Origin of the sequence: Stenotrophomonas sp. NY11291, from assembly GCF_023277365.1 — a bacterium.
Taxonomy (GTDB): Bacteria; Pseudomonadota; Gammaproteobacteria; order Xanthomonadales; family Xanthomonadaceae; genus Stenotrophomonas; species Stenotrophomonas geniculata.
Map to the genome: position 1 here is coordinate 4,566,110 of NZ_CP096975.1, position 11,939 is coordinate 4,578,048.

General features: G+C 67.2%; 12 protein-coding genes. 8 read left to right on the plus strand and 4 right to left on the minus strand.

All coding sequences use genetic code 11. The features are described from left to right. Positions 1–130 precede the first annotated feature (130 nt). From M1L61_RS21350 to M1L61_RS21375, 6 genes are read left to right on the plus strand one after another with little or no spacing between them, the layout of a single operon-like run. Positions 131–2,962 carry a monovalent cation/H+ antiporter subunit A gene (locus tag M1L61_RS21350; RefSeq protein WP_248854073.1) on the plus strand — a complete coding sequence of 944 codons (2,832 nt, stop codon included), beginning with the start codon at positions 131–133 and terminating at the stop codon, positions 2,960–2,962. Further along, entirely contained in the window at positions 2,962–3,354 is a 393-nt protein-coding gene (locus tag M1L61_RS21355; RefSeq protein ID WP_005419863.1) for a Na+/H+ antiporter subunit C, read from the plus strand. Before M1L61_RS21350 ends, M1L61_RS21355 begins: the two co-directional genes overlap by 1 nt. Beyond that, positions 3,351–4,886, plus strand: a complete 1,536-nt coding sequence (locus tag M1L61_RS21360) for a monovalent cation/H+ antiporter subunit D (protein ID WP_248854074.1) — start codon at positions 3,351–3,353, stop codon at positions 4,884–4,886. Before M1L61_RS21355 ends, M1L61_RS21360 begins: the two co-directional genes overlap by 4 nt. Further along, the gene (locus M1L61_RS21365; RefSeq protein WP_043399391.1) at positions 4,883–5,389 is read left to right on the plus strand and encodes a Na+/H+ antiporter subunit E; all 507 of its coding nucleotides are present in this window, start codon (positions 4,883–4,885) and stop codon (positions 5,387–5,389) included. The genes M1L61_RS21360 and M1L61_RS21365 overlap by 4 nt, the downstream gene beginning before the upstream one ends. Further along, positions 5,386–5,670, plus strand: coding sequence for a K+/H+ antiporter subunit F (locus M1L61_RS21370; protein WP_005411334.1), 285 nt, complete (start codon positions 5,386–5,388; stop codon positions 5,668–5,670). The genes M1L61_RS21365 and M1L61_RS21370 overlap by 4 nt, the downstream gene beginning before the upstream one ends. Next, complete coding sequence (locus tag M1L61_RS21375) at positions 5,667–6,056, plus strand: Na+/H+ antiporter subunit G (protein ID WP_010482673.1); 390 nt, start codon at positions 5,667–5,669, stop codon at positions 6,054–6,056. Before M1L61_RS21370 ends, M1L61_RS21375 begins: the two co-directional genes overlap by 4 nt. Before the next feature lie 135 nt (positions 6,057–6,191). Here M1L61_RS21375 and M1L61_RS21380 read toward each other — a convergent pair whose 3' ends face one another. Together M1L61_RS21380 and M1L61_RS21385 are read right to left on the minus strand one after the other, a co-directional pair. Further along, positions 6,192–7,157: a sodium:calcium antiporter gene (locus M1L61_RS21380; protein WP_159360658.1), complete on the minus strand. Its 966-nt coding sequence runs from the start codon at positions 7,155–7,157 to the stop codon at positions 6,192–6,194. A gap of 74 nt (positions 7,158–7,231) precedes the next feature. After that, positions 7,232–7,864 carry a hypothetical protein gene (locus tag M1L61_RS21385; RefSeq protein WP_043399395.1) on the minus strand — a complete coding sequence of 211 codons (633 nt, stop codon included), beginning with the start codon at positions 7,862–7,864 and terminating at the stop codon, positions 7,232–7,234. 125 nt (positions 7,865–7,989) lie between these two features. Here M1L61_RS21385 and M1L61_RS21390 point away from each other — a divergent pair, with 125 nt between their 5' ends. After that, the gene (locus M1L61_RS21390; protein ID WP_197601561.1) at positions 7,990–8,526 is read left to right on the plus strand and encodes a hypothetical protein; all 537 of its coding nucleotides are present in this window, start codon (positions 7,990–7,992) and stop codon (positions 8,524–8,526) included. 203 nt (positions 8,527–8,729) lie between these two features. Here the strand turns inward: M1L61_RS21390 and hmgA are convergent, their stop codons facing one another. Beyond that, on the minus strand, positions 8,730–10,037 hold the full coding sequence (gene hmgA / locus M1L61_RS21395) for a homogentisate 1,2-dioxygenase (protein ID WP_248854075.1): 1,308 nt from the start codon (positions 10,035–10,037) through the stop codon (positions 8,730–8,732). 102 nt (positions 10,038–10,139) lie between these two features. Continuing rightward, positions 10,140–11,252 carry a 4-hydroxyphenylpyruvate dioxygenase gene (gene hppD, locus M1L61_RS21400; protein WP_191850138.1) on the minus strand — a complete coding sequence of 371 codons (1,113 nt, stop codon included), beginning with the start codon at positions 11,250–11,252 and terminating at the stop codon, positions 10,140–10,142. A 129-nt stretch (positions 11,253–11,381) separates the two neighbouring features. On the opposite strand from hppD, the gene M1L61_RS21405 reads away from it, so the two are divergent. Continuing rightward, positions 11,382–11,876 carry a MarR family winged helix-turn-helix transcriptional regulator gene (locus M1L61_RS21405; RefSeq protein WP_010482680.1) on the plus strand — a complete coding sequence of 165 codons (495 nt, stop codon included), beginning with the start codon at positions 11,382–11,384 and terminating at the stop codon, positions 11,874–11,876. The last annotated feature ends 63 nt before the right edge of the window (positions 11,877–11,939 follow it).

Here is an 11,939-nt window from a genome sequence, read left to right on the forward strand (position 1 = left end):
CGTGATGCTGCACCGCAGAAAAAATGAATCAGCGAACGTTACATGCAATTGATCGCTGTTCGATGGGTTTCGGCGACATTTCGCGGCCTGTTATCCTCCCTGACCTGCTCGTGAATCATGGATTCCCTGCATGCTCCCCAGCCTGCCCCTGCTGCTGGCCCTGCCGTTCCTGATGGCAGCGGCTGTTGCGGCCTTCCCCCGTAGTTCGCGCTCGACTGCTGCCTGGCTGGCGGCGCTGGCGCCGTTGGGCGGGCTGGCCATCCTCGGCTGGCTGACCCCGTCCGTACTCGGCGGCCAGGTGGTGCGGACGATGGTCCCTTGGCTGCCTCAGGTCGGCCTGGACTTCACCCTGCGCCTGGATGGGCTGGCCTGGATGTTCGCCGGGCTGGTGCTGGGCATCGGCGCGCTGGTGGTGCTGTATGCGCGCTACTACCTGAGCCAGCAGGACAACGCGCACCGCTTCTACTGCTACCTGCTGCTGTTCATGGGCGCCATGCTGGGCATGGTGCTGTCGGGCAACCTGCTGTTGCTGATGATCTTCTGGGAAATGACCAGCATCAGCTCGTTCCTGCTGATCGGCTTCTGGTCGCACCGCCAGGACGCCCGCGAAGGCGCGCGCATGGCGCTGGTGATCACCGGCGGCGGCGGCCTGGCCCTGCTCGGTGGCGTGCTGCTGATCGGCCGTATCGTCGGCAGCTTCGACCTGGACGTGGTACTGGCCGCCGGCGAGCAGATCCGCGCCAGCGCGCTGTACCCGTACGCGCTGTTCCTGGTGCTGGCCGGCATCTTCACCAAGAGCGCGCAGTTCCCGTTCCACTTCTGGCTGCCGCACGCGATGGCGGCGCCCACCCCGGTCTCGGCCTACCTGCACTCGGCCACCATGGTGAAGGCCGGTGTGTTCCTGCTGGCGCGCCTGCACCCGGCGCTGGCCGGCAGCGACCTGTTCTTCTATACGGTCAGCGGCATCGGCGCGCTGACCCTGCTGATCGGTGCCTGGAACGCGATCTTCCAGCACGACCTGAAGGGCCTGCTGGCCTATTCAACGATCTCGCACCTGGGCCTGATCACCCTGCTGTTCGGCCTGTCCACGCCGATGGCGGTGGTGGCCGGCGTGTTCCACATCCTCAACCACGCCACCTTCAAGGCCTCGCTGTTCATGGCCGCCGGCATCATCGACCACGAAACCGGCACCCGTGACATGCGCAAGCTCGGCGGCCTGCGTAAGCTGATGCCGTTCACCAGCGCGCTGGCAATCATCGCCTCGCTGGCGATGGCCGGCATCCCGCTGCTCAACGGCTTCCTGTCCAAGGAAATGCTGTTCGCCGAAGCGCTGACCGCCGGTGGCGGCCCGGGTGCGATGCGCACGGCGGTGTCGGTCGCCGCGCTGCTGGCCGGCGTGCTGGGCGTGGCCTACAGCCTGCGCTTCGTGCACGACACTTTCTTCGGCCCCGGCCCGCACGACCTGGACCGCGTGCCGCATGAACCGCCGCGCTGGATGAAGGTGCCGGTGGAACTGCTGGTGGTGATCTGCGTGGCGGTAGGCATCGCCCCGGCACTGACCGTGGCGCCGGTGCTGCATGCTGCTGCGGCCTCGATCCTCGGCAACGCCATGCCCGAGTACAGCCTGGCGGTGTGGCACGGTTTCAACCTGCCGCTGGCGATGAGCGCGATCGGCGTAGTCGGTGGCGTGGCGCTGTACTTCGGCCTGCGCAGGCTGATCAACCTGCACGGCGTGGAAACCCGCACCACCGGGCGCAACGTGTTCCATGCACAGCTGGATGCGATCTCCGCGCTGGCCATGCGCCTGACCAACGGCATCGCCAATGGCAGCCTGCAGCGCATGCTGCTGGGCCTGGTGCTGGTGGCCATCACCGTGGCCGCCGCGCCCTACATCGCCAACCCGGCCTCGCCGAACTGGACCAAACCGCAGCCGATCCCGCTGCTGGGCTGGGCGCTGTGGCTGGTGATGATGGCCTGTGCGGTGGCCACCCTGCGTGTCTACAAGCAGCGCCTGCTGGCGGTGCTGCTGGTGGGCGGTGTCGGCCTGATGGTGGCGCTGACCTTCGTGTTCCTGTCCGCGCCCGACCTGGCCCTCACCCAGCTGCTGGTGGAGATGGTGACCCTGGTGCTGATGCTGCTGGGCATGAACTACCTGCCCGCGCAGTCCGGACCGGAGCGGCCGCGCTGGCGCAAGCGGCGCGATGCGGTGATCGCCATCATCGCCGGTGCCGGGCTTGGCGCGCTGGCCTATTCGGCGATGACCCTGCCGCCCAACACCATGGCCGGCGAACTGCTCGCCCGTGCCCTGCCCGAGGCATATGGCCAGAACGTGGTCAACGTGATCCTGGTCGACTTCCGCGGCTTCGATACCTTTGGCGAGATCACCGTGTTCGGCATCGCTGCGCTGGTGGTGCACGCGCTGCTGCGGCGTACGCGGATGGCACCGGAGCAGATCATGCCCGGCCCGCCGATCAAGCTGCCGGTGCCGGCCGACCTGGCGCAGATCATGTTCCCGCTCACCCTGACCGTCTCGATCTTCCTGTTCCTGCGCGGCCACAACGCGCCGGGCGGTGGCTTCATCGCCGGCCTGGTGCTGGCGGTGCCGCTGCTGATCCAGTACGTGATCCAGGGCACCGCGTCGGTGGAATCGCGCTTCGGCTTCGACTACATCCGCTGTATCGGCATGGGCCTGCTGATCGCCCTGCTCAGCGGCAGTGCCTCGATGCTGTTCGGCGTACCGTTCCTGACCAGCGGGCACCTGGACCTGCACCTGCCGCTGATCGGCGACGTGCCGCTGGCAAGCGCGATCGGTTTCGACATCGGCGTCTACCTGGTGGTGTTCGGCGGCGCCATGCTGATGCTGTCGATGATGGGCACGATCAAGCCGTCGCGTACCCGCACTGCCCGCAAGGGTGAGATCGACCTGCAACGCCGTTCGGCCCGCACCGGGGAGATGCACTGATGGAACTGGCCCTGGCGACCGCGATCGGCGTGCTGACCGCCATCGGCATCTACCTGCTGCTGCGTGCGCGCAGCTTCGATGTGATCCTCGGCATGACCTTCCTGTCCTACGCCACCAACCTGCTGATCTTCGCCGGCGGCCGCGTGGTGCTGGGCAAGGCGCCGGTGCTGCAGGAAGGCGTGGACAGCCACCTGGGCAACTACACCGACCCGCTGCCACAGGCGCTGGTGCTGACCGCGATCGTGATCGCCTTCGCGATGACTGCGGTGAGCATCGTGCTGGCCATGCGCAGCCGCAGCGACAACCACAGCGACCACGTGGACGCCCACGAGCCCGACGACGACCTGCAGGATGAGCGCGTGCCGCCGCGCCAGGGCGAGGACCGCGCATGAACCACCTGGTGATCCTGCCGATCCTGATTCCCCTGCTGGGCGCTGCGCTGTCGCTGTTCGTCGAACACCGTCGCTACGGCCCGAGGGTGCAGCGCGCGGTGGCCTGGACCGCGCTGTCGGCGCTGGCCCTGGCGGTGGGCCTGCTGTTTGCCAGCACGGCCAGCGGTGACATCAACGTCTACCTGCTGGGAGACTGGCCATCGCGGCTGGGCATCGCGCTGGTGGCCGACCGGCTGTCGGCGTGGATGCTGCTGACCACCCTGCTGCTGGCCATTCCCTGCCTGCTGCATGCCTGCTCGGGCTGGGACCGCCGCGCACCGCACTTCCATGCACTGTTCCAGTTCCAGCTGGTGGGCCTCAACGGTGCGTTCCTGACCGGCGACATCTTCAACCTGTTCGTGTTCTTCGAGGTGATGCTGATCGCCTCCTACGGCCTGCTGCTCAGCGGTGGCCGCGGCCTGCGCATGCGCATCGGCCTGCACTACGTGGTGTTCAACGTCACCGCCTCGACCCTGTTCCTGATCGCGCTGGGCCTGCTGTACGCCTCACTGGGTTCGCTGAACATGGCCGAGCTGTCGCAGCGCATCGCCGAAGTGCCGCCGGCGCAGCTGACCCTGGTGAAGGCGACGATGGGCCTGTTGCTGCTGGTGTTCTGCGCCAAGGCTGCGCTGATGCCGCTGTACCTGTGGCTGCCGGAAGCGTATTCGCGCGCACCGGCCGCCGTGGCCGCGCTGTTCGCGATCATGACCAAGGTCGGCCTGTACTCGGTGCTGCGCATCCAGATGCTGTGGTTCGGCGACGATGCCGGCGCGATGACCGGCTATGGCCGCGACTGGCTGCTGTGGGCCGGCGTGGCAACGCTGGTGCTCGGTGGCCTGGGTGCGCTGGCCGCAACCCGCCTGCGCGTGCTGATCTCCTACCTGGTGATCGTGTCGGCAGCCACGCTGTTCATCGCCTTCTCGGTAGGCACGCCGCAGGTGCTGTCAGCCGGCCTGTACTACTTGCCACACAGCAGCTTCGTCGCCGCCGCGCTGTTCCTGATTGCCGACCTGATCCGCCGCCGACGTGGTGGCGCCAGCGACCGCAAGGAAGTGGTGGCACCGATGCCGGGCAAGGAAACCCCAGCGGTGCTGTTCCTGATCGGCGCGGTATCGGTGGCCGGCCTGCCGCCGCTGTCCGGCTTCCTGGCCAAGGCCGCGCTGCTGGCTGGCATGCCGGCACAGTACACCGCCCCCGTCTGGACCGCGGTGCTGGTCAGCAGCCTGCTGGTGATCATGGGCCTGACCCGCGGCGGCATCCGCCTGTTCTGGCGCGTGCCACCGGTCGATCCCGAGGCACCGAAGCCGCGCAAGGCACGCCTGCGCCGGGTCGAGCTCTACGCCGCCTGCCTGCTGCTGGGTTACGGCATCGGCATGACCCTGGGCGCCGCCCCACTGATGCGCTACACCGACGCCACCGCCGCACAGCTGCTGCACCCCAGTGAGTACGTGCAGCAGCTGCGTGCGACCACGCCGGAGATCCGCCAGCCATGACCGCCCAGCGCTCCCTGTTCCGCCGCGTCATTCCCTCGCCGATGCTCAGCATCATGGTGGTGGCGTTCTGGCTGCTGATGTCCGACAGCTTCACCCTCGGCCAGATCGTGCTGGGGCTGGTGCTGGGCGTGGTGGTGCCGCTGTTCGCTGCACGCCTGGACCGCGAGTTCGCGCGCATCGGCACCCTGCGCCCGTTGCCGAAACTGCTGTGCGTGACCCTGTGGGACATCCTGATGTCCAACATCCGCGTCGCCCTGCAGGTGCTGGGCCCGGAGAAGAACATCCACCCGGGTTTCATCTGGTTGCCGCTGGACATCGCCAACATCCACGGCATCGCCGCGCTGACCAGCATGATCACTCTGACCCCGGGCACGGTCTCGGCCGCGCTCAGTGACGACCGCAAGTACCTGCTGGTGCACGTGCTGCACCTGGAGGACCCGCAGGACCTGATCGATACGATCAAGCGCCGTTACGAGGCGCCGTTGATGGAGATCTTCCCATGACCGGTTTTGAAGTCATCCAGACCACCCTGGTGGTGTGCATGCACGTGGTCGGCCTGGCGATGCTGCTGGCCACCTGGCGCCTGCTGCGCGGGCCGACCGTGCCCGACCGCATCCTCGCGCTGGACACCCTGTCGGTGACCGCGATCGCCGAGCTGATGCTGTTCGGCATGTACCTCAACTCGCCGATCTACTTCGAGGCCGCGCTGATCATCGCCATGCTCGGCTTCGGCAGCACCGTGGTGCTGAGCAAGTTCGTGCTGCGCCGGGACATCGTCGAATGATCACCGCGATCCAGATCGGCCTGTCGATCCTGCTGCTGTTCGGCTGCTTCTTCATCCTGGTCGGCGCACTGGGCCTGGTGAAGCTGTCCACCTTCTTCAAGCGCCTGCACGCACCGACCAAGGCCAGCACGCTGGGCGTGGGCTGCGTGCTGGTGTGCTCGGTCTGCTACCACATCTTCCTCGGCCAGGACCCGCAGCCGCGCGAGCTGCTGATCACCGTGTTCCTGTTCATCACCGCGCCGATCAGCGCACACATGATGGCCAAGGCCGCGCTGTCACTGCTAATGGAAACCCGCCCCAGCCTGCCGGGCAACGAGCCGGCCGCCGAAGAGCAGCTGCCGCCGCCGGAACCGGTGCGGGAAGAAGAGACCACGCAGGGCCGGTAAATCCGGTAGCGGCCGACCTTGGTCGGCGCATTGTTTGCGCGAGTGCCAACCAAGGTTGGCACCCACCGGGTGATCGGTGGTGGGTGCCGACCGTTGGTCGGCACGAAATCAACCGCATCCACGCATGGCGTGGATCTACAACGCCGGTGCGCCCACCAGCAGCAGCTCCAGCACGAACCAGCCGACGAACGCGACCAGCAGGATTGCGCCCTCGCCGCGGCTGATCTTCAGGTCGCCACGCAGCATCGGGTACAGCACCAGCGCGAACGCCAGCAGCGCCGGCAGCTCCAGGCGCACGAACGAGGCCGGCAACGCCAGCGGCTGCAGCACTGCCATCGCACCAATCACCAGCAGCAGGTTGACCACGCTGGAACCCAGCACGTGGCCCAGCACCATGTCGCCATGCCCGCGACGCGCGGCGGCGATGGCGGTGGCCACCTCCGGCAGTGCGGTGCCGATTGCCACCGGCAGCAGGCCGACCAGCAGGGGCGTCCAGCCCAGGGCTACGCCGAAGTCCGCGGCGGCGCCCACCACCAGGCGCGCGCCCCAGTACAGGGCCAGCACGGCGATCAGCACCCGCAGCACGTTCAACGGCAGGCTGGTGCGGCTCAGTGCGGATTCGGCGATGGCCGCCTGCACCTCGGCGCTCTCGCTACGGCCACGGCGCAGCAGCAGCACCTGCACCACGATGAAGCCGGCCAGCAGTATGCCGCCCTCCCAACGTGCGAGGCCGCCATCAAGCCCGAACAGGATCAGCAGCACACCCGCCGCCAGCAGCGACCACCACAGCACCGTCTGCAGGCGTGCGCGCAGCAGCAGGGGCGCAGCCATGGCCGCCACGGCGAGGGTCAGGCCCAGGTTGACGATGCTGCTGCCCACCGCGTTGCCCAAGGCCAGCTCCGGTTGGCCCACCGCCAGCGCGCGCGCATTGACCGCCAGTTCCGGCAACGAGGTGGTTACCCCGAGCAGCAGCAGCCCGGCAGTGAACGGGCTGGCCCCGAAACGTTGGGCCAGGCCGGACACGGCCTTGACGATGGAGTCCCCGCCCAGCGCCAGCAGCAGCAGGCCGAGCAGGAACCAGGCAATGGCAATGGCGATCATCGAGCACTCCCCCCAGCAGTGGTGGCGCGATTCTACGCTTGGCCCGCACGCGCGGCTGGGCCGTGGATCAAGGATCAGCCACACCCTTCCGCATAATCGACCTGCGGGGTCTGCCCGACGCGCCAGGCACCCACCCGGCCATCGGCACCGAGCGCGAAGTCGATCACCGCCCCGCCCTCCTGCGCCGGGCGAACGCGCAGGTGCTGGGCCTTCTCGTCGTACTTGTCAGGGCCGACATCGGCCCGCTCCGGGTACAGCACCTGCAGCTCACCCAGGGTCATGCCGACCTTGCCGCCGCCTGGTGCGGTGATGGCGGCGCTGCGCACGTCGTAACGCACCAGCTTGCGGCCTTCGATCATCAGGCGCGGGTCCTCGGCATCCTGCGGGCGCAGGAAGTAACAGCCATCGTTGCCATCGTCAGCCGGCAGCGGCTTGCCGGCGGCATCGGTGCCCAGCCCCTGCAGGGGCTTCCCGAAACCGCTGCGGACTTCGGCAATGCCAGCGCCCAGCTTTACGCCGGCGAAGCCATCCAGCTGCGCCGGGCTGTCGGTGCGAGGATCGGCCGGCGACTGGGTCGCCAGATCGGCATCAGCTGTGGCAGCAGCCGGCGTAGCGCCCTTGGCCGAGGCATCAGCAGGTGTCTCAGGCGTGCGGTTGCAAGCGGCAAGTGACAGCAACAACAGACCGGCAATCGGAAGGTGCTTCATCGGTGCGGTTCCCTGGCACGAAGGTAGCTGCACGCTAGCGCAGCACACGTGCAGATGCTGCATTGTCATCGCGGTTTCATCGCCTTCGTTCAGGCTCGGCGAGCACCGACCTGGCCGTCCCTTCCATGCAACCGCGCAAGACCGATCTCGCCCGAACCGCGCTGCAGGCCCACCGCGCGCCGCTGGACATGCGCCAGCGCCGGCTGCTGATCCTGTGCGACGGCCAGCGCACCGTTGCCGACCTGACCGGCCTGCTCGGCCAGGAAGCACCGGCCATGGTCATCCAGCTGGTGCAGGCGGGATACCTGAGCACCGGCACTGGCGCCACAGCCCCGGCACCGTCGCCCGCAGCCGCGGTAGCGTCGGTGCCCACAGCACCGGCAGCGGCGCCTGCTACACCCGCGATCGAACGTCGCCGCTCGCTGGTGGCCGCGCGCATCTACGTGCTGGGCATATTGGAGATGCAGCGCCACCCGCAGGCGGCAGCACTGTTCCGCGACCTGCAGCAGGCGCGTGCGGAAGAAGAGGTGCTGCAGCGGCTGCAGTCAGCGATGCAGATGCTGCCCGGGCTGACCTCGGAGGGCTATTGCCAACGCGTGCGGCAGCGCCTGCTGGAGGCGTTGCCGCTGGAGCATTGCGACGCGTTCGCCGAAGTGGCGTAAGCGCAAGTTCCGGCGGAGAGCATCCACGCATGGCGTGGACCTACTGCATCACGACCGCCTTTCGCTAGATCCACGCCATGCGTGGATGCGATCAGGATCCGTGCCGACCAACGGTCGGCACCCACCGAGGCAGCGGTTGGTAGATCCGCGCCATACGTGGATGCGATCACGATCTGTGCCGACCAAGGTCGGCACCCACCACGCTAGCGGGACGACCGGAAGTTGTTACGCAGGCCGTTCCAGCACTGCTGGTAATCGCCCTGGCGGTGGCCGGCGGCCAGCGCCTGTGCGGTCGGGCGGATCACCGCACGGGTCTCGAACATGAAGGCCATCGTGTCCTTGATCACATCGGCCTTGGACAGATCGGCATTGGACGCCTTGTCAAAGGTCGGCGCGTCCGGGCCGTGACCGCTCATGCAGTTGTGCAGCGACGCGCCACCCGGCACGAAGCCTTCGGCCTTGGCATCGTAGGCGCCATGCACCAGGCCCATGAATTCGCTGGCGATGTTGCGGTGGAACCACGGCGGGCGGAACGTGTTCTGCGCCACCAGCCAACGCGGCGGGAAGATCGCGAAGTCCATGTTGCTGGTTCCCGGCGTGTCGCTTGGCGAATGCAGCACCAGGAAGATCGACGGGTCCGGGTGGTCGTAGCTGATCGATCCGATGGTGTTGAAGCGACGCAGGTCGTAGCGGTACGGCGCGTAATTGCCGTGCCAGGCCACCACGTCCAGCGGCGAATGGTCGATCGGCGCACGCCACAGGCGGCCTTCGAACTTGGCGATCAGTTCGAAGTCGCCATCCACATCCTCGAACGCCGCATGCGGGGTCTCGAAGTCGCGCGGATTGGCCAGGCCGTTGGAACCGATCGGGCCGAGGTCGGGCAGCTTCAGCAACGCACCGTAGTTCTCGCAGATGTAGCCGCGGCTCGGGCCATCGGGCAGTTCGACGCGGAAACGCACGCCGCGCGGAATCACCGCGATCTGCTGCGGCTCGATCTCGATCACGCCCAGCTCGGTCAGCAGGCGCAGCGCGCCCAGCTGCGGCACGATCAGCAGTTCACCGTCGGCGTCGTAGAAGTAGCGGCCGACCATGTCGCGGTTGGCAGCGTAAAGGTGGATGCCCACGCCGGCATGCGCGTCGGGCGAACCGTTGCCGCCCATCGTGTACAGGCCTTCGACAAAGTCGGTCGGCAGCTCCGGCAGCGGCAGCGGGCTCCAGCGCAGCTGGTTCGGCGAGGCCGGCTGTACGCCGAAATCACACTGCAACTGCGACTGCGCAAACGGAGTGAACTCGCCATGGGTCACCGCCGGGCGGATCCGGTACAGCCAGCTGCGGCGATTGCTGCCACGCGGCGCGGTGAAGGCGGTGCCGGTCAACTGTTCGGCGTACAGGCCGTGGGCCACCTTCTGGGGCGAGTTCTGCCCGACCGGCAGCGCGCCGGCGACGGCCTCGGTGGCGAATTCGTTGCCGAAGCCGGACTGGTAGCCGCGGGCGGTGATGGCGGGGGACATGGGGGCTCCTGGGTACGGCGAGACCGGAACGGAAAGCAGCCGAGCATGGCCCGGCTCTACAGATGGGCAGGCGCCGGGACTGGCCCGGCGCTACCGATGACCTTACAGCACGCCGCGGCGGATCTGGTCGCGTTCGATGCTCTCGAACAGCGCGGTGAAGTTGCCTTCGCCGAAGCCTTCGTTGCCCTTGCGCTGGATGATCTCGAAGAAGATCGGGCCGATGCAGTTCTGGGTGAAGATCTGCAGCAGCTTGCGCTGGTGGGTTTCCGGATCGGCATCGATGAGGATCTTGTTCTTCGCCAGGCGCGGCACGTCTTCACCGTGGTTCGGCACGCGCTGGTCGATCACATCGAAGTAGGTCTCCGGCGTGTCGAGGAAATCCACGCCCTGCGCGCGCATCGCTTCGACGGTCTCGTAGATGTTCTCGGTGAAGCAGGCGATGTGCTGGATGCCTTCGCCCTTGTACGCGTCCAGGTACTCGTTGATCTGGCTCTTCGGGTCGGACGATTCGTTCAGCGGAATGCGCACGATGCCGTCCGGCGCGGTCATCGCCTTGGACACCAGGCCGGTCTTCAGGCCCTTGATGTCGAAGTAGCGGATCTCGCGGAAGTTGAACAGGCGCTCGTAGTAGTCCGACCACTGCTGCATGTTGCCGAAGTACAGGTTGTGGGTCAGGTGGTCGATGAAGGTCAGGCCGAAGCCCACCGGGTGCAGGTCGGCACCGGCGATCGGCTCGTAGTCGCCGTCGTAGATGCTGCCGGCCGCGCCGTAGCGGTCGACCAGATACAGCATGCAATCGCCGATGCCCTTGATGACCGGGGCGCTGACCGCCTTGCTGTCCGGCTTGAAGGCGATGGCTTCGGCACCGTTGCCCAGCGCGGTCTGGTAGACCTCCTGGCCCGGCTTCTTGAAGCGGATGGCGAAGCCGCAGGCGCACGGACCGTGCTTCTCGGCGAAGTCGGCGGCGAACGAATCGGGGTCTTCGTTGACCAGGAAGTTGACGTCGCCCTGGCGATAGACGGTAATCGGACGCTGCTTGTGCTTGAGCACCGCGCTGAAGCCCATCTTCCGGAAGTACTCGTGCAGCTCCTGGCCACGGCCGGCCGGGGCGGCGAATTCGACGAACTCGAAGCCGTCGATGCCCATCGGGTTCTCGAAGGTGGTGACCTGCATGCCGGGGTTGGGGTGCGAGGCGGTCGGGACTGCGGTATTCATGGCGTGGCTCCGAATCGGTACCGCATCGGTACAAACCAGGTGCGGGCAGGTAGGGACCCGGCGAGAATGCAGGGTCTGGACCTACCCCTTATAGTTACACTTGAAACCACCAGCAAGGTGCACCGCAACATGAGCCCCGCCGATCCCGCCTCGACCCGCCTGCGTGCCTCGCACGTCCTGCTCGACCTGGAACAGTTCCTGCCGTACCGGCTGAGCGTGCTGTCCAACCGGGTCAGCGGCAACATCGCCAAGCTGTACGGTGATCGTTACGGTCTGGCGATTCCCGAATGGCGGGTCATCACCATCCTGGCGCTGTACCCGGGCTCCTCGGCCAGCGAGGTCTCCGACCGCACGGCGATGGACAAGGTGGCGGTCAGCCGCGCCGTGGCCCGCCTGCTGGAGCGCGGCTTCATCAAGCGCGAGACCCACGGCGACGACCGCCGCCGCTCGGTGCTGGCGCTGTCCGCAGCCGGCTTCGAGGTCTACGAGACCATCGCGCCGATGGTGATCGAGATCACCCGCAAGCTGATGTCGGTGCTGAGCGAGGAGGAGGAGCAGCTGCTGGAAAAGCTGATCCTGCGCCTGGCCGGTGACGGCCTGGAGCGGATGGGCGAAGGGGTCTGAAAGAAAAAGGGGACGGAGGGGATTAAGTCGTTTCAGGCACACGAGTGCTGATTACGGCTTAAT

Excerpts from the sequence above, each read along its gene's own strand:
- M1L61_RS21405 (WP_010482680.1), top strand. The coding sequence starts at position 11,382 with ATGAGCCCCGCCGATCCCGCCTCGACCCGCCTGCGTGCCTCGCACGTC.
- M1L61_RS21365 (WP_043399391.1), top strand. The coding sequence starts at position 4,883 with ATGACCGCCCAGCGCTCCCTGTTCCGCCGCGTCATTCCCTCGCCGATG.
- M1L61_RS21380 (WP_159360658.1), bottom strand. The coding sequence starts at position 7,157 with ATGATCGCCATTGCCATTGCCTGGTTCCTGCTCGGCCTGCTGCTGCTG.
- M1L61_RS21355 (WP_005419863.1), top strand. The coding sequence starts at position 2,962 with ATGGAACTGGCCCTGGCGACCGCGATCGGCGTGCTGACCGCCATCGGC.
- M1L61_RS21360 (WP_248854074.1), top strand. The coding sequence starts at position 3,351 with ATGAACCACCTGGTGATCCTGCCGATCCTGATTCCCCTGCTGGGCGCT.
- hppD (WP_191850138.1), bottom strand. The coding sequence starts at position 11,252 with ATGAATACCGCAGTCCCGACCGCCTCGCACCCCAACCCCGGCATGCAG.
- M1L61_RS21370 (WP_005411334.1), top strand. The coding sequence starts at position 5,386 with ATGACCGGTTTTGAAGTCATCCAGACCACCCTGGTGGTGTGCATGCAC.
- M1L61_RS21390 (WP_197601561.1), top strand. The coding sequence starts at position 7,990 with ATGCAACCGCGCAAGACCGATCTCGCCCGAACCGCGCTGCAGGCCCAC.
- M1L61_RS21385 (WP_043399395.1), bottom strand. The coding sequence starts at position 7,864 with ATGAAGCACCTTCCGATTGCCGGTCTGTTGTTGCTGTCACTTGCCGCT.
- M1L61_RS21375 (WP_010482673.1), top strand. The coding sequence starts at position 5,667 with ATGATCACCGCGATCCAGATCGGCCTGTCGATCCTGCTGCTGTTCGGC.
- hmgA (WP_248854075.1), bottom strand. The coding sequence starts at position 10,037 with ATGTCCCCCGCCATCACCGCCCGCGGCTACCAGTCCGGCTTCGGCAAC.
- M1L61_RS21350 (WP_248854073.1), top strand. The coding sequence starts at position 131 with ATGCTCCCCAGCCTGCCCCTGCTGCTGGCCCTGCCGTTCCTGATGGCA.